This window comes from Bradyrhizobium sp. BLXBL-01, from assembly GCF_051853025.1.
In the GTDB taxonomy this organism is placed as follows: domain Bacteria; phylum Pseudomonadota; class Alphaproteobacteria; order Rhizobiales; family Xanthobacteraceae; genus Bradyrhizobium.
In genome coordinates this window covers 1,663,026-1,684,501 of the sequence record NZ_CP182471.1, presented here as the reverse complement: position 1 = coordinate 1,684,501, position 21,476 = coordinate 1,663,026, and the positions used below count along the sequence as shown (strand labels likewise).

At 58.3% G+C, this 21,476-nt stretch carries 16 protein-coding genes and 1 pseudogene; 7 read left to right on the top strand and 10 right to left on the bottom strand.

Annotation, left to right across the window (positions count from 1 at the left end):
* Positions 1 to 245: 245 nt before the first annotated feature.
* Positions 246 to 1,888 (bottom strand): annotated as a pseudogene (locus ACNJYA_RS07895) (NEL-type E3 ubiquitin ligase domain-containing protein).
* Between the two features lie 1,164 nt (positions 1,889 to 3,052).
* Between ACNJYA_RS07895 and ACNJYA_RS07890 the strand changes: the two are divergent.
* From ACNJYA_RS07890 to ACNJYA_RS07870, 5 genes are all read left to right on the top strand, one after another.
* Positions 3,053 to 3,382, top strand: coding sequence for a hypothetical protein (locus ACNJYA_RS07890; protein WP_439402375.1), 330 nt, complete (start codon positions 3,053 to 3,055; stop codon positions 3,380 to 3,382).
* Between the two features lie 312 nt (positions 3,383 to 3,694).
* Positions 3,695 to 3,895, top strand: coding sequence for a hypothetical protein (locus ACNJYA_RS07885; RefSeq protein ID WP_370142130.1), 201 nt, complete (start codon positions 3,695 to 3,697; stop codon positions 3,893 to 3,895).
* Positions 3,896 to 5,406: 1,511 nt separating this feature from the next.
* Entirely contained in the window at positions 5,407 to 6,600 is a 1,194-nt protein-coding gene (modC, locus tag ACNJYA_RS07880; protein WP_439402374.1) for a molybdenum ABC transporter ATP-binding protein, read from the top strand.
* Between the two features lie 1,026 nt (positions 6,601 to 7,626).
* Positions 7,627 to 8,181 carry a peroxiredoxin gene (locus tag ACNJYA_RS07875; protein WP_439402373.1) on the top strand — a complete coding sequence of 185 codons (555 nt, stop codon included), beginning with the start codon at positions 7,627 to 7,629 and terminating at the stop codon, positions 8,179 to 8,181.
* A 6-nt stretch (positions 8,182 to 8,187) separates the two neighbouring features.
* Positions 8,188 to 8,736: a carboxymuconolactone decarboxylase family protein gene (locus ACNJYA_RS07870; RefSeq protein ID WP_439365869.1), complete on the top strand. Its 549-nt coding sequence runs from the start codon at positions 8,188 to 8,190 to the stop codon at positions 8,734 to 8,736.
* Between the two features lie 243 nt (positions 8,737 to 8,979).
* On the opposite strand, the gene ACNJYA_RS07865 is transcribed toward ACNJYA_RS07870, so the two are convergent.
* From ACNJYA_RS07865 to nifH, 7 genes are all read right to left on the bottom strand, one after another.
* Positions 8,980 to 9,276: a ferredoxin family protein gene (locus ACNJYA_RS07865; protein ID WP_439365867.1), complete on the bottom strand. Its 297-nt coding sequence runs from the start codon at positions 9,274 to 9,276 to the stop codon at positions 8,980 to 8,982.
* 38 nt (positions 9,277 to 9,314) lie between these two features.
* The gene (locus ACNJYA_RS07860) at positions 9,315 to 10,622 is read right to left on the bottom strand and encodes an FAD-dependent oxidoreductase (RefSeq protein ID WP_439402372.1); all 1,308 of its coding nucleotides are present in this window, start codon (positions 10,620 to 10,622) and stop codon (positions 9,315 to 9,317) included.
* An 11-nt stretch (positions 10,623 to 10,633) separates the two neighbouring features.
* Positions 10,634 to 11,743, bottom strand: coding sequence for an electron transfer flavoprotein subunit alpha/FixB family protein (locus ACNJYA_RS07855; RefSeq protein ID WP_439402371.1), 1,110 nt, complete (start codon positions 11,741 to 11,743; stop codon positions 10,634 to 10,636).
* Between the two features lie 974 nt (positions 11,744 to 12,717).
* A complete protein-coding gene (nifW, locus tag ACNJYA_RS07850; RefSeq protein ID WP_370156227.1) occupies positions 12,718 to 13,059 on the bottom strand; it encodes a nitrogenase stabilizing/protective protein NifW in 342 nt (113 codons plus the stop codon).
* A gap of 477 nt (positions 13,060 to 13,536) precedes the next feature.
* Positions 13,537 to 14,742: a homocitrate synthase gene (nifV, locus tag ACNJYA_RS07845; RefSeq protein ID WP_439402370.1), complete on the bottom strand. Its 1,206-nt coding sequence runs from the start codon at positions 14,740 to 14,742 to the stop codon at positions 13,537 to 13,539.
* Between the two features lie 390 nt (positions 14,743 to 15,132).
* The gene (locus ACNJYA_RS07840; protein ID WP_439402369.1) at positions 15,133 to 15,810 is read right to left on the bottom strand and encodes a nitrogen fixation protein NifQ; all 678 of its coding nucleotides are present in this window, start codon (positions 15,808 to 15,810) and stop codon (positions 15,133 to 15,135) included.
* A 124-nt stretch (positions 15,811 to 15,934) separates the two neighbouring features.
* Positions 15,935 to 16,819, bottom strand: a complete 885-nt coding sequence (nifH, locus tag ACNJYA_RS07835) for a nitrogenase iron protein (protein ID WP_439402368.1) — start codon at positions 16,817 to 16,819, stop codon at positions 15,935 to 15,937.
* A 567-nt stretch (positions 16,820 to 17,386) separates the two neighbouring features.
* Here nifH and ACNJYA_RS07830 point away from each other — a divergent pair.
* Both ACNJYA_RS07830 and ACNJYA_RS07825 read left to right on the top strand, forming a co-directional pair.
* Positions 17,387 to 17,800 (top strand): ArsC/Spx/MgsR family protein, encoded by a 414-nt coding sequence (locus tag ACNJYA_RS07830; RefSeq protein ID WP_439402367.1) that lies wholly within the window; start codon positions 17,387 to 17,389, stop codon positions 17,798 to 17,800.
* 451 nt (positions 17,801 to 18,251) lie between these two features.
* Positions 18,252 to 18,983, top strand: coding sequence for an OmpW/AlkL family protein (locus tag ACNJYA_RS07825; protein WP_439402366.1), 732 nt, complete (start codon positions 18,252 to 18,254; stop codon positions 18,981 to 18,983).
* A 442-nt stretch (positions 18,984 to 19,425) separates the two neighbouring features.
* Here ACNJYA_RS07825 and ACNJYA_RS07820 read toward each other — a convergent pair whose 3' ends face one another.
* Both ACNJYA_RS07820 and ACNJYA_RS07815 read right to left on the bottom strand, forming a co-directional pair.
* Entirely contained in the window at positions 19,426 to 19,773 is a 348-nt protein-coding gene (locus ACNJYA_RS07820; RefSeq protein WP_439402365.1) for a (2Fe-2S) ferredoxin domain-containing protein, read from the bottom strand.
* A gap of 1,331 nt (positions 19,774 to 21,104) precedes the next feature.
* Entirely contained in the window at positions 21,105 to 21,464 is a 360-nt protein-coding gene (locus tag ACNJYA_RS07815; RefSeq protein ID WP_439402364.1) for a DUF3024 domain-containing protein, read from the bottom strand.
* Between the last annotated feature and the right edge of the window lie 12 nt (positions 21,465 to 21,476).

Below are 21,476 nucleotides of genomic sequence, written 5' to 3'. Positions count from 1 at the left end.
GGCCTATGAGTGGTCGTTGGACCGCTGACTTCAATGGCGTTCGCAACGCGAACGCATAAATTGCGGTATACGACTTTCCTTTGGATCTCCATCCTTACAATCGGGCGCACGGACAGCGCGGCCGGCAATCGGCGGCAGCTCATTGACCAATGGCTGATGCAGGCAGCCCCGTCCTCGAAGAAACGATGAATGCCTTGACTTTGTGAGCGATTAGGCGGGTCGACGAGGCTTCCTTCGGGAGGCGCTCATAGCTTCAGGCCCAATTTGCCGAGCACCTGATGCATGATCGCGCCTTTGATCTCGCGGGCGATCTCGTCTCGTATGTGGGCGCCGAGGACCCGTTCGGCATCGGCATCACCTGTCAGACCGTGCTCGGCCAGTCGCTCATTCAAGCGGGTTTCAAACGGTACGCCCATCGCGTCAACGAGCCGCTCCTGCATGTCAGCATTATCTTTGGGTGCGATGCGCCTCACCACGCTTTCCCATGGTTGCCAGCGCGCTGCCAAATAGTCCGGAAATTCCGCCGCTTCCTGCTGCCGCACCAATACCTCGGCCCTGGCCACATCGCCCTCGGTCACGTGAGAGACATTCATGAAGCGCATGTCAGGAGCCGTGTGCCGCAGCTCCAGCGCGTCCCGCAGCCGGGTCTGGTAGGCAAGGTAGACCTCGATCTCATCGACATCCGCGTCGGGATCGGCACGACGAAGTGAATTGACCCTCTCGCGCGCGATCCCGTCCAGCGCTTCCAAGCGAAACATGACGCGGCCGTTCTGGAGCAATTCGCCCAGTCGCCCGTCATAGACGCGTCCTCGACATCAGCGTTCAGGCGTGCAGTCTGCATGCCGTTCCAGACCAAAGTAATGCGATCTTCGCAGCTCCCGTTCGCTCCCGAAGCCAATTCGAAATACTGCTCACGCAAACGCGGCCTGACAGCTGCCTGCCGCAGATCTTCAGCGACCGCCTGACGGAACGCCTCATGATGGTGGTTCACGGTGCCCCGGAGCCGGTCGAGAAAGCGTGCATAGGCCGCGGCCCCCGCCTCATGGGCGAAGTGCTGCCAAGTGGACATTGCCGTCGGCTCGCCCTCAAGCCAGTCCGCGGCGACCTCTTGCAGGGACCGCGGCTGAACTTCCACCGCTCCATAGGTGGTCGAGAAGAAAACCTGAGGGCCGGCATAGTGTCCGGCATGCATCGCTGTTGCCAGGCCGGCCTGCACCCAATCGGCGAGCGGATTATTCTCCAGATTAACACTCGACTCACGGCCTAGGTGCGTCAGCAGGGTCTCGGGCACGCTGGTCAGCAGATTGTCGCTGGCACCGAACCATATCAGCTGGTGCGGGACCGTCTCAGGCAGGCTGGTCAACCGGTTGTGGCTGGCGCTGAGCCATTCGAGCTCGGCCGGGAGAGGCTCGGGCAGGTCCGCCAACTGATTGTGCTCGACGTTCAGACGCTGGAGCCCGGCTGGAAGGCGGGGCAGGTGGGTCAGGCGGTTACCGCGCGCGTCCAACTCCTGAAGCGTTTCTGGAAGGCGTTCGGGCAGGCTTGCCAGCTGATTGTTGTCGACATTCAGGCGGCGCACTCCGGCCAGAATCGGCGCAGATAAGGCGGTCAGGGACAGGGACGACAGATCTAGCAGCTCATTGAGATCACCCGTGCCGCGCCAAGCTCTCGTTCGACTTACTGCCTGTTGCCGATCCTCATGTTGCCCCTGTCCGTCTTCGGCAGCCCAGTCGGCCAGCAACTCGGGCCGGGCAGCCTCCTCGGCGGCGGGCCCGTGCATGTCCCTCAACGCCTCTCCCCACTGCGATGCGGCCGCGGAGCCGGGTTCGGAGCTTTCTGAATCGGAAGTTGCGGAAGGAGCACCAGCCCCGAGCTGTTCTGCGTTCATCGATATCGTTTCTTGGTGTAAAAATAGAGCGAACGCGCCGGGGCGGCGCATCTTACAACTGGTAATCCCCCACTATGGCTGACGCTCCACCGGCCAACCGAAATCTCACAACCGGGCAGTCCCGCACGACTGGCGCAAATACGCCTGCGCAAGTACCGCCGAGCAACTGCAAGCAGTGCAGCGAACGAGGCGACGTCTCGCTCGTGGACCGGTTGATATCGGAATCCACCCCGGTCTCGCCTGCGGGATCTGCGCCCTTCAGAGCCTGCAAGCGAGTAGCGACGTTCGTGATACGAAAGTTAGCTGTCGATAAGCTGACGGACAACGTAGCGATAGAAAGGCGCGGCTTGGCTGGGTCAGACACATTTTATTGCCCGCATCAATCCATCATCGACGCCGTCTCGCGGTTCCAACTGGCAAGTGTACTGACGATGCCGGCCGGGCGCCCCATGCCGACCATCTTAAAGGGCTTTCCTGGCCATCGCCCGCAGGCAAGAAAACTGGAAATCAACAGGTCGTCGTCGTCGTGATCTCCATTTGGGAAGGGACGTCAACGCCTGCCATGTGAGCCTTTATCATTTACAAATCAACAACGCTACAAGCTGGTGCAGCGTGCGATCCAAGCTATTCAATCGATCTTTCAGAGGCGTGCGCAGCGGATGTCGACAGCAATGACCGTCTGTGGAATGCTCAACTGCCTCGACCCTGCGTCCATCGACGTTTTGCCTTGTACTACCACCCGCAACCGCGCTTCTTGATTGGCTGGCGCGTGCCGTGGATCGCAGTCAGGCTGGTTTGCCCTCCTCAAAGTTCGTTCTCATGGCTTTCCCATGTTGTTGATAAGGTCCACCTCCCCGTGGATTGGTTATCGGGTAGGCGATTGTGAATGCCTATAGCAGGCCGGATCTACTTAACTGCTGGTCGGCCAACCAATCTTGTAGAGCGCTGAAATTGTGCAGGACACACGATCGGGACGCCGTGAAACCGCGAAATTCTGCCGCGATTTGTCGTCACACGCGCGGCGTAGGGTGATATTGATTGGTAAGAGTTGCACATATCTTGCTCGCCGCCTCCGGGGACGAACGCGCGGGACGTCGTAAGTCCTCGGCTCAACTATTCGGTAGATATAACCGGAGCCAAGCAACGGCCGCTCAGACGATCGCCATGCTTGATGCCCAGGGACGAATATCTGTGATGACTTCGATTGATGATACATTAAGTGAGATCAGATGGCTCCGAAACGAAATCTGGCGTTGCCGTCGATTGCTTGGCACTGAACTGCCTGGCGCGCAGCGGGAGGCCGTTGAGAAGCGTCTGCATGAACAGCTTTCTGCGTTTGAAAGACTTATGTCGACGGCGTTCCCTTTAGCCCTGAGCTCTAAAGTGTATTCGTTCAAGAGCACCACGATCGGGCGAAGCGACTCCCCTGAAGCGCCCATCGAGAACGCCGCAATCGCATCAAGCGGATGCCTTGAGAAGTCGATCAGCGGCTAACAAGAGGTTTTCCTACCTCACTTTGCTACCTTGAGCCCGGCAGTCCAGCCCAAGGTAGTCCCAAGCTGAGAATCTAAGGAAACCGTAATGAAACAACCCCTCGACGCAAATATTCGGGCGAATCTTTTGCCCGTTCCTACCCCACCGCCACCTGCCCAAAAACACCTAGTCGCCGACCACGACGGTGTAGATTGGTGCGGAGTACGGATTTCCAGCATATGTCCGGGCATTCTTCCCTCAGCTGACGCAGTTGTCGGTCGGACCCGTTACCGCGAACCAATAGCAACATGACGAAAGCCTCGAAGTCGCCGAATGGCTGCAGTGCTGATCGAAGCACAACTGCTGCCAATCGATCCGCGGATCAGTCATCAGATAGTTGAACTGCGCATCGGCAGGCTGATGCTCCAGTCCGATCAACTTGCAACCACCGAGCTGGCCAAAGCCGGAGACCCCGTCAGGCTGAACACCTCACTATCGTTCGACTTCGCAATTGCCGTGCTTCACTCTCGATGAAGGCCTACCGGGCGCCTGTTGAGAGATTGTCCCGACCGGTCGTTTCTGTCCGCGGCGGCGGTCGGCATCACGCGTCGGCATTCGCGGCGCAAGTTTTTGAAGTTTTCTGTTAGACAAAACATGGCCACGTCAGCATCGTAACGGCCTGTAAAGCGGTCACAGAAGCGGATCACGTCTGGTTTGCACGACGCCAAAACTTCCTCGGCCCGACGATCTCGCGCGCAAGCGTATCCTGTGCACCACGTCGCTGCGATCGCGATCGTAGCGAGGACGGCTGCATAGCGATGCGTATTGCAAGTCCCGCCTATTCGTCGCGCTTGATTCACAAAACCTCTCTTAAGCCGCATATACTTCACTGTTTTTTCTTGGTCCCGCCAAGCTGATCTGTTTACCGGATTGGAGCGCCTCGGCAGCGACTGGCTCGCTGTTCCGGGCGCCGCAATGATACCAGCGCTCGGAATCATCGTACCGCTAGGCGCAACACGCATTGCGAGGACCGGGATCAAACAGGAATCCGCCGTTTAGCGCTTATGTGCCGATGTTGGCTCCCAATATGGCGTTCTGCTTCGTAATGCCTACATCCTGACGTTACGATCGATTCAAGCACTTTGAACGAGCGGGCAGCGGATATCGTCTCATATCAGCGCTTCTTCCAAGCGAGCGGCTGCCGACCTTCTCCTTCGCGCAGATCGGAAGGTGCGTCGGCCGGAGGCAGGGACTTGTGCATCACTGACGCGTGCCGCACATTCGCCGAAGCACCATCTCCAACGCGAGAGGCATGGTTTCACCCTCAGGTGCCATCTCATAGCCCTGCATGTGCGGGTGGCGACGCGAACGTCCAAAGTCCTACAATACAATGCGGCTATCTAGGACGAAGGGTGGACACCGATGCAAAGCCTCCCTTGCCAATAGCCGGCCAGATACTCCTTAAAACGGCACGCCGATTGCTGGGTAAGCATCAGCAAGTTGCCGCGAAGGAAGCGGTCGCGGCGGAGCCGGGATTCCAATGAGGTTTATTCGATTCATCCTGATCGACCTAGCTTTGATGCTACTCGCACCTGAGAGTGCAAAGGCCACCATTGTGGCGACCGACGCAAACTTCAAATCGGCTCGGCAAGCTGTGGGATCCGTTATGCCGAATTCTGGCCCCGAGCCAGTATCCGGCTCCGGCGTGTTCCGACAGCTTCACCGCCAAGCCTCTCAAGCCGCGCCATTCCAACGTTCATCAGAGGCCCTCGGCACGCCAAGCAGACTGACAACCTTGCGCTGCTGGAAGGGCGCGTACTTCTCACTGGCAGGCGCTGCGGGCAACGTCCGGTTGCCACAATCCTAGCAGCGCGGAGCTGCTCAACAAGAGCTTGATACCAATCTGCAGTCCGCCCCTCCCACCCTAGGCCCCTCACGTGAGCGGAAAGGCCGTGCTGCCGCGCCATAGACTGGATCGTCGAAAGCATGGCCATCAGCTCCACTGCAGCCATTGGCCTCCTGACTTAGATGAGAAGATGCAGAACATGCGAAGCTTCATCAGAGAAGCCAAAAAGGGCTATATCGAAGTTGCCTTCAACGGCTCTCTCGGCAGCATTCCGCTAGATACGCAATTCAGCGTACCGGCCAAAGGCGTCACAGCGATTTCTGGTCCGCCCGGGTGCGGCAAAACAACACTTGCGCGCTGCATCGCTGGGGTCCAGCGCCTGCCGAATGGATTCTGTGCGATTGACGGGGAGATCTGGCAGGATGAGACTACGTTTCGACCGCCTCATCTGCGTCACGTCGCGTATGTATTTCGCTTACCGATTCTTTCTTCTCATTTGTCTGTACGACGCACACTCTTATACAACGCGTCAAAATCGGAACCGACACTGATCGATTTTGATGGTGTGGTCGAATTGCTCGCCTTGGCGCCACTGCTCGAGCGTTTGCCATCACTTCTTTCCGGAGCGGAGCGACAGCGACTCGCCCTTGGCCGCGCGCTGCTGGCGCAGCCTCGGCTCCTCTTGCTGGACGATCCACTCATTGTGCTCGACCGCTCCGCCAAACGCGAGATCCTGCCCTTTCTCGAGCGAATGCGGCAAACGCTTCCATTGCCGATGATTTACTTCGGCCATGACATCGCTGATATCGAGCGTTTTGCCGATCATCTCGTCATGATGAAGGATGGCGCCGTGACTGCGGCCGGTCCGCTCAGTGTCCTTCAGAGTGATCCGGCGCTTGCCAAGCGCGGCGAAGCGGCAGTCTGTCTTGATACTAGGGTCGGCGGCTATGACGGGCGCTATGGGCTGATCATGCTCCGCCTCAAAGCTATTCGCTTTCTGATACCTGGAGTGCCGCTTACACCGGGAGCGCAGCTGCGGCTGCGCATCGCTGCCGACGACGTCAGCATCGCGCGCGAGCCTCGGCGCGCAAGCTCTATCCTCAATGTTTTTCCAGCACGCATAAAAGCCTCTCTGCCGCACGGCGAGGCAGAGGTCACCTTGGTTCTGACTCTTGAAACAGGCCGATCTGGCGTGCCGCTTTTGGCGCGCATCACACGCCGCTCCTTTGATGCGCTACGGCTTAGCAATGGCGGGGAAGTATTCGCGGAGGTCGCGCGCGCCGTTCCGCTCGGGCTGCCGAGCGGTTGCTTGCAACGCCTGCCACATCCGCATGAGCACCTTCGACAGCTATGCCCCGATGCGAGAAGAACACCAACAAGATCCCGGCCGTGATCGATGGTCTATATGAGATGATCCGAATAATGTTCCGGGCAGCTCTTTGCCTTCCAAAAAACGATCTCGATAGGCTACTGGCCGATCTGGCTCAGGGCGCCGCGCACCAAGGCGTACGCATCGGTAGCAGGTGCAGCGACAGTCGAGGCGAGCAGATGGCACGCAGCTGATACTCGCAATCGATGTTGCCAGGGGAGAAAACATCTCGATCGCAACCACCCGCAGCAGAGCAATGTCCTGTAGTCTTCTATAAACAGCCTTGCCGAGGCCGCATCCGTCGGCCCGGCCAGCTACTTCTCGTTCTTTGGCGAATTTGCTGATTGGGAGGTGATCGGTCTTATTGCCAAGCGAGCGGGAACTGCCGACCGGCGAGCCTGACCGCGGAGTTGGCACGCTGCTGCCTTGATCGTGGCGCGCACCCGGGCCTCAACCCGAGCTGCGGCTTTTTGGTTACAACGACCGGACGACCTTAACGCGACAGTGGGGCCGCCGAGCAGGTCGGCGCCGCGATCGTCCATCGAACTCTTCGCTATTTCGGAAGCCGCCTTAGCTCTGGCGTCCGCTCCTGCGCCACTGCGAATGTACCGATTGTGGACGTTCAATGGCGAGACGTCGCAGTTCGATCAGCTGCGCGCGCTAAATAGCGCAAGCCCACGTTAAGTCCATAGTCGGCTTTGCAGTGCCTGCTGGTCGATGACGAGACCGCTACGGTTCAGGTCGGCCATCTTCCCGCCGAGCGCCTGACCAGCGCCCGCGTGCCGTCGAGCTCAAAGGCACCGCAACCGTGGCCATTGCTCTGCTGACGTATAGCGGTGTTTTGCAGGTTGTCCCAACGCTTTGTGCGAGCCTTGGTGCTCTACATGACCGTCAGCTTAGTGCTGATCGAGCCACCAAGCGCGCGAGCAGCCCGGATCTAAGCCGCTGGGTCGGCCTTGTTGCGCCCATTCTGGACCTAAGAACGGGTGGCATATAGTTTGCTCCATTAGTGACGTCACGATCTACAAAAAGCAAGTTTGTGAGGACAGCATGCTCGGAATTGGAAGTCAGTTGCCGCCATTCGACATCACAGGCGTGAAGCCCGGTTTTCATGCGCAGGAAGAAGAAGGGCAGAGTGCATTTCAGACGCTGACCGAAACGAGCTTTCCGGAAAAATGGAAGATTATCTTCTTTTACCCCAAGGACTTTACATTCGTCTGCCCGACAGAGATCGCCGAATTTGCCCGGCTTTCCAAAGAATTCACTGACCGCGATGCGGTTGTACTGGGTGGTTCGACTGACAACGAGTTCTGCAAGCTTGCTTGGCGGCGTTCACATGTCGAACTGCACAATCTACCAATCTGGCAGTTTGCCGATACAAAGGGAACGCTCGTCGATGGTCTCGGTGTGCGCTCACCCGAAGGGGTCGCCTATCGTTGCACCTTCATTGTTGACCCAGAAAACACGATCCAACACGTTTATGCGACCAATCTCAGTGTGGGGCGCAGCCCGAAGGACACGCTCCGCGTTCTGGACGCGCTGCAAACCGGCGAGCTCTGTCCCTGCAACCGCCAAATCGGCGGCGAAACCTTGAAAGTTGCTTGAGCCAGCATGTCGTGGATCGAACAAATAAGCGGCAGGATTCCTGACTTTGCGAAGGATGCCAGGCTTAACTTGGTCTCCGTCGTCGAGGATGAGACGTTTTCGCCGCAACGAAAGTACGGGCTTCTGCTAGCGAGTGCGGCTGCCACCCGCAATGCAGCCCTGGTGGCCGCGATGGAATCCGCGGCGTCCGCCGTGATGACCTCTGTAGAGATCGCCGCAGCGAAAGCCGCGGCCACTGCGGAGGCAATGAACAACGTCTACTACCGCTTCGCTCACCTCGTTTCCGATCCGGAATACAAGACGATGCCGCCACGGCTACGTATGGACGTGATCGGCAATCCGGGCGTGGACAAGACAGATTTCGAGCTGTGGTCGCTTGCGGTCTCCGTCATAAATGGTTGCGGAGTCTGCATTGATGCCCATGAGAAGACACTGAGGGCCGCAGGCGTTGATCCCGGAGCGATACACACCGCCGTGCGCTTTGCTGCGATCACGCAGTCAGTGGCGATCGCTATGGAGGCCGCTGGGCCCGTCCCCGCTCAGGCGAGAGGCTGATCTCTACTCTGCCATTCGATCAACGCAGTTGGGGCGCGCCACGCAGTAGCACCACAACGAGGCCTTTGCGGCTCCCGAACGAACGTCACGGCGGGTCATGTTGGCAAGCCACGTTGCGCAGCGTCCTCATGAAAAGCGTCGTGGTCGAATTCCCGCCGTCCGGCAAATGACATGCCACGCGGCACGGATAGCATGAGTTCCCCCTCGCCTAGCCTCGGTCGTCCGACGGCTTTTTGTTCACCATCACCCAAACTTGAACAGCACACCATACCCGCCGCGTGGATGGCTCCATTGGATGTCGCCGGTCGGCTCAGCGATAACGCGACAGGTACCGCACTCGATGCAGCCGTCAACCGCTATCTCGACCTGGCCAGCGTCGTTGAGCTCGTAGCACCGCGCGGGGCAGACTTTCAAAAGTGCAAGTAGCTGCGGCGATGGCGTTGTGTGCGCACGGACCTTGACGTGAGGGTTTCCGACGTCGACAAGATAGCGGTTGTAATACAGCTTGTCTTCGACGCGCACCGCGGGTTCGGAACTCATGCTTTGGCTTTCCATTGTTGGACTTCACACTGTTGCGGTCAGCGCCAAGCCCGCGCAAGACGACAAGCATCGCCGAATAGACCTGACCATGACCGCGCCTTGACAAAGGATTTCAGGCTCGCTTTCTCCTTTTCAGCCTTGGGCGTACCATCGACGCGCACAAAGTTCTGCATCGCCTTGGAGATGAGCTGCGGATAGGTGAGAAAGAAGTTCTGGGAGTGAGTATGCATTAGAGGCGGCAAATCCTTGTACTTCTTCAGATCTTTGATAACGAACGAATCGTCCAACATCTTCTTGTAGATTGACAGATTTGTCGCACTCATCGGTTCGCCGCGTGATTTGACCAGACCTATCGCTTCGGCGGCAATACGGCCGGAAGTCATCGCGAGATTCGAGCCCTCACGATGAATGGCATTGTTGAGTTGAGCCGCATCGCCCACCACGACCCAGCCTTGCCCATAAAGCTGAGGGATCGACTTGTAACCGCCTTCGGGAATGAGATGCGCCGAATATTCCTTGACTTCGGACCCTGCTATCAGGGGCGCCACAGAGGGATGCCTCTTGAATTGATCGAGCAGTCCGTACGGCGTTTGGCCCGTGCGCTGGAAGTCGCCGACGAGACAACCGATGCCAAGCGAAATGCACTCTTTATTGGCGTAGATGAAACCCATCCCGGTCATGCCACGAGAAATGGTGCCGGCCGCCTCGATCACGACGCCTTCATCGCCCCTGAGATTGAAGCGCGCCTCGATAGTCTCGCGAGGCAGGAAATGCATTTCCTTAACCGCGAGCGCAACGTTGTCGGCTGTCGGGCGCGCGCGTAGGCCTGCACGTGTGCCGAGCAGGCCATTGACGCCTTCGGCCAGGACGACGACATCGGCATGTATTTCGCCGTCTCTGCGATCCGTACGAACACCGACGATCCTTTCATGATCGTCCCGTACGAGCTCGGTGACGGTGGTCTCGCACAGCACGATCGCACCAGCTTCACGCACCTTGGAAGAAAACCATTTGTCAAACTGAGCACGTATGATCGTATAGCGGTTCGGCCGCTCCTCGTTGAAGTCCTCCGAACGGTAGTGCATGCCGACATGGGAGCGGTCGTCCATCATCCAGAACCGCTGTTCGATCAGGTGGCGCTCGAGCGGCGCCTCCTCTCGAAACTCCGGGATCAGCTTTTCCATCATATCGGCATATAGGATGGCGCCCTGCACATTCTTCGATCCGGGATATTCGCCCCGCTCGAGCTGCAGCACCTTCATGCCGCGTTTGGCCATCGTCAATGCCGCCGCGTTTCCGGCCATACCGGCTCCGACCACGATCGCATCGAATTTCTCTTCAATCATCCTCATCTCCTCTAGACCGCGATCCGGGCGCGCGACTCTGGCAAAAGCCGCGCGCGGAATGCAGCCGTCAGCGTCGGTAGCAATTGAATGGCATCACTGACGATCGCGAGATGGGCGAAGTCGAAGATCGGAGCGTTCTTGTCAGTATTGACCGCGACGATCAGATCCGCGCCCTCGACGCCAACCCGGTGCTGGATCGCACCCGAAATGCCCGCGGCAATATAGAGCTTCGGCCGGATGGTTTTGCCTGTCTGGCCGATCTGCCGGTCGGACGTAACCCACCCTTTTTGCACGAGAGGACGCGAGCAGCCATATTCAGCCCCAAGCAGACTTGCGAGCTCGCGCACCAACCGAAAGTTCTCAGGCGATCCTAGTCCTAGGCCGCCCGCCACCACGACATCGGCATAGGCCAGATTGGACGTTTGCGCATCGCGATCGGGCAGGAATGACAATACTTTTGTGACAATATCGTCTTCGAAAAGGCCGAGCGGATGAACGACGATACGAGCGGCATCGCGCTCGACACGCACAGGCATCGGCATGACCCGCGGGCGGACGGTGGCCATCTGCGGACGATAATTGAGGGTGTAGATCGTGCAGAGCAGCGAGCCGCCAAAGGTCGGACGCGTCGCCGCAAGCGAACCATCGGCGTCCACGTCCAGCGCGGTGCAGTCGGCAGTGAGCCCCGTCGACAGGGTCGTCGCCACGGAACCTGCGAGATCGCGACCGAGCGTCGTCGCTCCCAACAGCAGGATCTCGGGCTTGTAGGTGTTGACGAGTTCGGTTAGCGCCTTGGTATAGGATTCGTTACGGTAATCCGACAAAATATTGTCGCTCACGAGATAGGCCAGATCGGCGCCATAGCAAAAGGCTTCAAGCGCGGCGTTACGTGTGTGCTGCCCCTCCGGACCGATAACCACAGCGGCAAGATTCACTTTTAGCCTGTCGGCAAGGCCGCGCCCTGCACCCATAAGCTCCCAGGAAACGGGATGCACCTGACCACGCTCAAGCTCGACGAAGACCCAGACGTGCTTGTACGACTTAAAGCGCTCCGGCAGCTCTTTTTTGGCTGCTGCGCGGCCGGCGGCCGCTGGCATGGCCGTTCTGCTGACGTTGCTCATACTTTCAAATTCCTCCTCAACGATAGGGGCGCCGGCGCCACGGGTTGCTTGTTCGCTTCGTTACCTGAAGATCACTTTCAGTTAGCAAGTGGCTGGCTGCTCTGCCCCGCCTGCGTGCTCGGACCGGCCGCACAACAACACACGTCGTCGCAATAGAAGCACCCGTCCGACTGAATTTGGAGGGCTCTTCCAAACCGCACCGTTACTCGCCGGGTTCGACGAGCGCCACCGCGGCTCGCCAGGGCGCCGTGGTGATTTTAACCGATAGCTTCGATACCTGAGTGGGCGAGTTCGTACGCTGCGCAGGACCTGCGACCCAGTTCGGCCCAACGACTCCACAATGGCGGCGCAAACGAGGGCGATCCTGGCAACACTTCTGTCACGCAATCCATCTCGCCCCTCAAACGAAGGAATTCCGTATGGGCCGAAGCTGGCGCTCTTCATGGCACAGTTCCCATCCGCCGAGAGATGGGCACCAATCTGAGCGGGATCGGGGACCGCTTTGATGCAGATGATGTTGTGCATACCGACTGCAGGAGTAGCGCGAAGCGAATACTTATCCATTGACCGGCATCTCACCGACGCTGCGGAGCTCTGATCGCGTCAAAACCGGTATCCAAGGAAGCTAACGAGATTATGGGCCTCGGAATGGTAGCGCAGGTCTCAGCAGGTCGTAAAAGCAGCATCATAGGTCCTCCTTCAAACTCATGCGGTCGACTGCCATCTGTCGGCATCGATGGCAGGACAACAGCAAGTGTCGTACCAGTTGCAAAGACCATTGAAAGCCGGTCGAAAGTAATGTCCTGCGACACAATTCAACGAACCGCTGATACCATCGAAACGAGCAGTCAGACATGGGTCGGGAATACGACAACCGCTACCCCGGTCATGGCTTCCGATAGTTGAGAACGATAAAGAGAAGGCCTCAATATCGGATCGCCTCGGCGCCGGTCGGTCGCAATTCGCTTACAGTGTCACTCCAACTCGCTCAACGGGACAAAGGCCGCGGCCTTCTTAGGGTCTGCGACGGCATCCTTCAAAACCTTGAACACTCGCTGATCGATCGGTGACGATGTCACGAAATCTGCATAGGCTTGCTCCAGTATCGCCTTGCACCTAGCTCTGATTTCCGGCTCTTCGGCGCCAGTGAATTGCTCTTCAGCAAAATATTGTCCCATGCGCTTTAAGATGTGAAGGCGCGCGACATTCACGATTTTGGGGTCGTAATCGACGCCAAGCAGCGAGAAAAACTCCTCTGCCGACGAGGCCTTGCTGAGCCGATCCAGGATACCGGCTGGCATGGATGAGCTTATCATCGAAACTTTCTCCTTCGGATTAGCTCTGGACAGTCAGTGAGATGGGGTGGCGCCTGTTGACTGCTGCCGTCCTGCCTCGCACAGCTGGTGCGCATCGCCACGGCCTGACTCCGGAAAGCGGTGCTCTCAACTTCGCTGCCCAGATCGGCAGGTCCGCCGGTGACGAAGCCAGTCCCGATGAAGATCCGGAATCAAGGACCAAACCACGATCTAGGTTGACGCTCGTCCGGACGGTCGTCGGACCAGAAATTAGCCGCGCGAAAAGATGCCGATTGGCAGACCGGGGATGGCTGGTCATTGCGTAGGAGATCACGGCATGCATGGCGGAACGGGAAGTAAGATCTGGAGGTGCGATCGCGCCAGGGGATCTGACGTGCCAAAGCTGGACGCCGATCGCGTCATCAGCGACATCGGACACTGTCCTTGCGGCGCGTCGGTTTGCGACGGGTCGACGCAAACGTTGCTGGACACGGCTCTTCACGCGGGGTGGGTTGCCAAGCATCCGCACACGTCGCGCCAGATCGCCGCCACGGTTTCGCGCTCGACCGGCAGCTTGTGCTCGATGGCATATTTGCGGACTTGAGACAGGATCTGCCTGGCTTGATCGTCGCTGGCGACGAGCTGCAGTTCATTGAGTAACGCGGTGATCGCCGCAAGTCCGGAATGCTTGCCGAACACAAAGCGGTTGCAGCGGCCAAGCAAAACGGGATCAAGCGATTGATAAGTGCGTTGATCCTTCAAAAGGCCAGCGACATGAATGCCGGATTCGTGCGTAAATACATGTTCTCCGACGATCGCCTTGTTCATAGGAATCGCACGTGCGGCCGCGGCTGCTACCACCGTGGCGACGTTCTCGAGCTCCGGGAGAATGATGCCGGTCTCGCGCCCGTAGAGCTGCTTGAGTGCGACCGCAATTTCCTCGAGCGGTGCATTTCCGGCCCGCTCGCCCAGCCCGATGACGGTCACTGAGGCGTGGCTCGCGCCAGCCCTGATGGCGGAGAGCGTGTTCGCGGTTGCGAGTCCTAGATCATCGTGACCGTGAAATTCAAGTTCGAGATCGGTAGTCGCACGCAAATTTCCGACCAGCGCGTAGGTTGCGTCGGGATCGAGCACACTGAGCGTATCTGCAATACGAAAGCGGCGCGCGCCCGCGGCTTTTGCAGTCGCCATCAGTCTGATAAGAAAATCGAACTCGGCGCGGGAGGAGTCCTCACCACCTACGGCGACCTCAAGTCCGCGCTCACGGGCATAGCCTACCAATCGCTTCACCCGTTCTAGCGCCAGGTCGCGATGACCACCTAGCTTGGCCGCAATCTGGACATCGGAGGTCGGGATCGACATATTGATCATGGACACCTTCGCTTCGATCGCCGCGTCGACATCAGATTCCCGCATCCGGCACCAGCCTATGGTGGTCACCGGAAGATCTGCTTCGACAATGGCGCGGATGGCGGCGATCTCCTCGTTGCCCATCGCCGGCGTTCCCGCCTCGATCTCCGTGATTCCGGCCCGCGCCAGCGCCTGCGCGATAGCCAGCTTTTCCTCTGTGGTGAACGCAACGCCAGGTGCCTGCTCGCCGTCGCGCAATGTCGTGTCGTTGAGCACGGTCGGCTTGGCGCGCACCTGGTCGGGCCGAGACGATTTGGCGGCGGTGCTGGCGGCGCTCACGCGAGAGCTCCTCATTGTTTGACCTACCTACGATTCAGCAAACAGCATGCCGGCCTGCCGTCCCGGCCAACCCATTGATGACCCTACCGCTTCCGCCCTCGCCCTTCTTGAGCAAATGAATTGTCGCAAATGCGACAGGTCATGAAGCGGACGCCTTTCCTGTTGTTACGTCGAGTTCGAACGTTAGCAATTGCGGCTCGCCAGGATGTGAGAATTGTCGCCGAGACTTGGGGGCCGCCGCGGCCTTGAACACAGGTTCACTCGCTCACATGGAACCGGCGTCAGCCGCGCGCTCAACGTCCCGCGCGGCTTACCGAATCCGGCGAGGCTTTCTCGGATGGGGGCGATAGCGGACCTTTGCGGCAGTTCAGATGGTCAGTCGCCGGCAACCACCGGCCGAGCCGCCTACAACAGAAAATCGCGCCGGCGCTCGGCCATCCGGCTCTCACCGCTTTCTTCACCGAAGCAGATGTTGAAGTCGTTACATTGATTGCACACGGGTGTTGTGCACATCACGAGACCTTCATTCTCACAAAGCATGCGGTAGAAGAAGCGCTTCCAGCGCATATTGTTGAAATTGCGCGCGGCGAGCGGCGCGAAATGACGGCTCAGCAGCCGAGAGAGTTCGCCACGATTGCGCAAGCCGAGAGCTTCCCACAGATGGTCCGGCTCTATCGCGCGACGCGCGATCATCGAAGCCAGCCAGCGGCCGATATCCCCTTCCGTCGATCGTTGCTTGAGCAAGAGATCGCGCAGCATTGCGATCTCGTCGTCCTCTTCGCAGTTGAAAGCCGAAAGCTGCTTCGCGAGCTTGATCTCAAGCGTGGGAAAGTACTGCTCGAGCAAGGCCACCAGTTCAAGGCCGGACAGGCCAGCCTTCTCGGGAAGGGAGCCACCATCCATTGTGGCAGCCGCCAGGATAGACGCCACGACATGGCGATCGAATTTGCTGTCAATGGTAATATCGGCATCTGCAGGATGCACACCGGTGAGCATGCGGTAGGTTGCAATTCCCCTATGCATCTGGCTGTTGATATCAACGGCACAAGCAGCCAGCGACGGAAGGAAGTGCGCGTCAGACATAATTTTGCGGGGTCTCCACAATGGTCAGGTTTGCGCGCCGCAACCTTGTTTTGATCAGTGTCGCTCGTCAGAATGCCGGCCTCCCGGGATGGGCGGTGAGGAGACCGGCATCCGTCGCGCGCCTTTACGAGGCCGCGAGTTCGGCGGCGGTCTTGCCGATGATGGATTCGTCCACCGGCTTCATAATGCCGTGCTCCATCAGCATGTCCTCGAGCTCGTCCATGGAGATCGGGGTGGGGATGATGCCCTTGCCGCCATTATTGTGAACCTTGTTTGCAAGATTGCGATAGTGATCAGCCTGCTTGGAATCGGGTGCATATTCGAGAACGGTCATCCTGCGCAGTTCTGCATGCTGCACCACGTTGTCGCGCGGCACGAAGTAGATCAGCTGAGTGCCTAGCTTCTTGGCCAACGCCTCTGCCAACTCCAGCTCCTTGTCGGTCTGCCGCTCGTTGCAAATCAACCCGCCCAGCCGCACGCCGCCAGAGTTCGCGTATTTCAGGATGCCCTTGGAGATGTTGTTCGCGGCATACATCGCCATCATTTCACCGGACATCACGATGTAGATTTCCTGCGCCTTGTTTTCGCGGATTGGCATAGCAAAACCGCCGCAAACAACGTCGCCAAGCACGTCGTACGAAACATAGTCGATGTTCTCGTAGGCGCCGTTCTCTTCAAGAAAATTGATCGAGGTGATGACACCGCGGCCGGCACAGCCGACACCTGGCTCAGGACCACCGGACTCTACGCAACGAATGTCCTTGTAGCCGACCTTCATGACGTCTTCCAGTTCTAGGTCCTCCACGCTGCCGGCGCTCGCGGCAAGGCTCAAAATCGTGTCTTGCGCCTTGGCGTGCAGAATCAGGCGGGTCGAGTCCGCCTTCGGATCGCATCCTACAATCAGGATTTTCTGACCCATCTCGGCTAACGCCGCCAGCGTGTTCTGCGAAGTGGTGGACTTGCCAATTCCGCCTTTGCCGTAGAACGCGATTTGTCTCAGTGAAGACATGTTGCTCTCCATCAACCGATTTGCCAAAAGTTGTGCGCTTCTTGTGCGAGCTTAGTTCTCTCACAGAAGCGGGGGCACACGGGTTCAAGGGAAGGAGCGCATCGCTCGCCTTGGGCGTCGGCGTGCACTCAGCCCTCACTCAGTGTTGCTGCAGCTCATTAGCAACAGCCGTGCCAGCGCCTGAACCACACATTAAGCGCCTGATTACACATACAAAAGCCAACCGGCGGCGCGTGATCGTTGGCTGTTGCCGATGTGACCGATTCTGTGCGGCTGTCGGAAAACAAACAAACAACCACAAACATCAACGACAAACGCCGGAATCACGGGATCTATTCCGATCTCTCCAGTTGTGGAACGGAACTTGCTGTTCCTCTCGCAAGCCGAGCGATTTCGGGAGAATGAATATGCCGGACGGCTCGAAACCTGGCGGACCAGCGGCGAGTGTTGCAAATGCGTAACGGCGCTTGGTGCGCAGATATCGGAGTTGACCGAAGAACTTCGAATGGGCTCGCGGTAGCCGCACAGGCTTGCCTCAGTCAGCTCAGCACCCCAAATAGGTAGGCCATGGCGACAATCATCGTCTATCAGAAGACCGGCTGCGCTAATAACGCGCGTCAAATTCAAGCGCTCAAGACCGCCGGCCACGACGTGGTCGTGAAAGACATCTTGAAGCAGCCATGGCACACGGACGAACTGCGCACCTTCTTTCGCAATATGCCCGTTAACTCCTGGTTCAACCGAGCCGCGCCCCGGATCAAGTCAGGCCAAGTCAATCCCGATGCTATCGACGCGGCAAGCGCACTCGCATTGATGGTAAGGGATCCGCTCCTAATACGACGACCGCTGATCGACGTAGACGGGGCACGAAGTGCCGGACTCGATCGTGAGCCAGCGCTGTCGCTGCTTGGCGGCAAGACGCAAGATAATCTCGAGGTATGCTTGCACGAAGGACACTGCACGCCCTGCCGGCAGGCGTGAAGACGCTGAGCGTCCCTGCCAGCCACAAGCAAGGCAACAAATGTGGCTTCTCACTTCGGGCTTGCTTCACGCGAAGTAAGCGCGGGAACCTCCGCCAAGACGGCACGCGACTGATTGCTCGTAGCGGCATCGCCAGCGCCCGCTGCTTTGTAACCTGTGAGAGACGTAGCCGCATTCTGTAACCTTTATCACGCGCGACCTCCGCGGCCCTTCTTGAATCGGAGCGCCAATGGCGCGAAGCAGATTCGTCAAAGGATTCGTTTAAACTGACTACTGGATTCAATAACGATCAAAATAGAACATGTTTCGCGGCCGTGATCCGAATGCAACTCAGCGGGACAATTGGCTTACGGTCGCTTTGTTTTTGATCGGTATCAAATACTACTCCGTTCATCGTATGTGACAGAGATCTCGCGCGGCTGCTCGCGCGAGTTTTGGAATGGAGACTTAGATGAGAGTACTAACAGTTCTGGCGAGGGCATCGGTCCTCGCGCTTGCGAGCTCGTTGGCTAGCAATTCGGTCCGAGGTGCGGATCTGGGCCCGGCGCCGGTCTACTATAAAGCGCCTCCAATTGCGGCGACCAGTCCCTGGATGATCCGCCTGCGCGTGCTCGGCGTTCTGCCGGATACCGCAGGTAGTTCAGTCAACGTTGCCGGAACGCCATCGCTGTCGTCACCAAGTTCAGGGCTTTCGCTCAGCGAGCGAGCCGTACCAGAGCTCGATATCTCCTACTTCTTCACAGAAAACCTAGCCGCTGAACTTATTGTCGCCGCGACTCGCCATCACATCAGCGGCAATGGCGCACTCACGGGGCTCGATATCGGCACCGCCTGGCTGTTGCCGCCAACACTAACCCTGCAGTATCACTTCACCGATTTCGGCCCGCTGAAGCCGTATATCGGCGCGGGCATCAACTACACTGCATTTTTCAACCAATCGGCAGCCAATTTGTCGTTCGGCGGCCTTACCGTCACGGATCTACACATTAGAAACCAATTCGGCGCGGCGGTCCAATTCGGCTTCGATTATATGCTTGACCGTCACTGGGGCCTCAACCTGGACGTGAAGAAGCTGTGGCTGCGGCCGGAGTACTCCGCGACCGTAAACAATGCGATTGCCGTCACCGGGCGCGCCAATATCGACCCATGGCTCGTCAGCGGCGGCGTCGCTTACAGATTCTGAGGGCGAGAACAGGGTCAAGGAGACTCCGTTTGATCGACTTGGACGCTGCGAGCGCGTCAAGCGTGTCTCCTACCCTCACCGTGTGCGGTGGGAAGCCAGCTGACACGTCATCGCCGCGTCAGCTGGCCAGAGGCAGACAATCATTCCAAGCATTGCTCTCGCTGTGAGCTACGGATCGGGCGGCACGTAAGTGACGATACACGAACAGATTGGCGCGTTATAATTCTATTACTGCTTGGGCGCGCGTTGCAAAGGAGCCACTTTGCCTATTGGCCTCATGAGGCGATGCGCCGCGCCCATGCCAATGACCTACTGTTAGCGACCCGAAGCTCGAGTTGGACGGTCAACCTCAGACGATCCGAGCTCCGAGCGGCCGAGCAGCTCCTGGACGAGCACGCCGTCCATGCTTGCGGCGTCCGGTCAAGTGGTCGCCAGGAAGCCTCTAACTTCGCTTGAGCACCATCACAAGGCGGTCGACACGTTTGCCCTGCTTGAGGTGAGATTTGACGATCTCGTCAACGTCCTCCAGCGTGGTCACGCGGTACCAGATTCCGCCGGGATAGACCACCAGCAAGGGACCAGAGTTACAAAATCCAAGGCAGCCCGCCATCGTGAAACCGATATCGTTGAGGCCTTGCGCTTCGATCGCCTTGCCCATTCGATCCCACAGGGTTTGCGCGCCTGAGGCGCCGCAACTGCCATGCGGATGTCCTGGTTGACGCTGCGTGTTGCAGGCAAAGACATGATGCCGATACAGCTGCGGGAGCTCCATTTCTTCTTCTGAGTTCATGCGCCTATCCTCTGTTAATGCTGAAGGAATGGGGTGCGAGCACGTAACGCCCGGTAGTCTCTTACGATTGAACGCACCATGACTCCCAGTCGCGCTTGCGGAACAGGCGCGATGAGCCGGCGCCATAGTGGTTGTCGTCGCCAAAGATGCGCGATAGGTGCCTGCCCGTCCCAGCGCCGCCTATTGATCAATTTCAAGCTCTCTCCTGTCATGTCGATCTGTTTGTCCACCAATCGCTTATCTCGATCCAGTTAAGGTAAGTTGCACATCAGATGTGCAACGTTCGCTTCTGCAACGATCCTTTGCTTTGGGCGGCGCGCGCCTCGCAATTGTTGGCGAAGTAAGCGATCTGTCGTTGGCTTCTCGCTTCTATCAGCGGTCCCCAACCGGCTAACAGCCCACGGCTTCTTTCAGCTCAATGGCATCGGCCGGAAAGACGGCAAAACCCTCTGACCTATTCGCTCATCAAGTCCCGCCGGTTGCTGTTCGCTCATCTCGGCCTCGCAGTTTCCTGCCTGAAGACATCGACCGCAGTCCGACTCAGCCGAAAAATCCCGCGGCCACGAGTGAGCGGCCGATAAGCCGAGCTGGCACGGGTGTTGAGGACATCAAACCATTGGTCCGGCGTGAGCTGTGCCGGACGCTCGCTGATTTGTATCACCCTCCCGTTCGGGGCGAAGCGGACGTGGATGACGATTTCTTGCGAGTTCATACGATCTCTTTTTTGTAACACTCTCGATCACGGGCCGAAGAGACCGACGATCTCGATTATAACGTGCTTGGCCTCGGGCACTCGGCGCCCTCCTCAAGCCGAGCCATTGACGCCATACTTTTTATGATTGAGCAGGCTTCTCCGCGCTCGCCTAGAACATTTCTCTTCCCCCTTCTCGAGTACATGGCGCCGGTGACAATCAGCGCGCTCCTGCATTTTTGTGGGCCACCATGTACAAAGCACCTGTCCTTGGTCCGCTCGCTCATCTCTTGCGATGATAAGTGTGCGCCCATCCAGCTCACACTCCGCAAACTCAGTGCTCACCGCACAACGTTCCTTTTGGCCAACAGGACGCTAGTCGGTCGCTTTGGGTCGGCCGTAATCTGCACGCCGCGATACGATCGATCGAGCATATGAAGATCGAGACGATGAAATTGTGGGAGCGGCCGATTTGATCGTCTGACGCATCCCAGCGGCCCCAAGAAAGCTGCGGAAAACGGCGCCGTAGCCAAAAAAAGGACCATGTCCGCGCTAGCCGCAGCAAGCGGTCGTTCGATTTCGATCAATTCTTTCGCGGTGAACGCCATCGGGGCCTCTCTTCGACTAAAAGGCTGGTCCCTTATTGCCAGAACAGACGCTCAGGATCCGCGTTCAGTTCGTCGATTGCAGAAGGCAAGCGGAGGTAAAGGCTGTAAAACTCCCAGATTCCCCGGGCATGATTCTTCCGAAAAAGCTTCCAGATCCCGCTCACGGTGTCATAGAGAATTAGGGCGACATCGATGAGGGCGCCATCTGTGTCGACATTGCGCGAACAACAAGGGCTCTCGACGAGGTAGCCGCCCCTCACCGGCGCCACTTTCGGCGAGACGTAAAGGTAGCGCTTTCGCGCGCTCAAGCCGCGCTCAATTCGTTTGCGATCGAGCTCGTTTGGGTGAGGCAGCAGCCCCGTCTTTGCTTTCCTCATCAGCGCCGCATTCATGGCGAAAGCCTC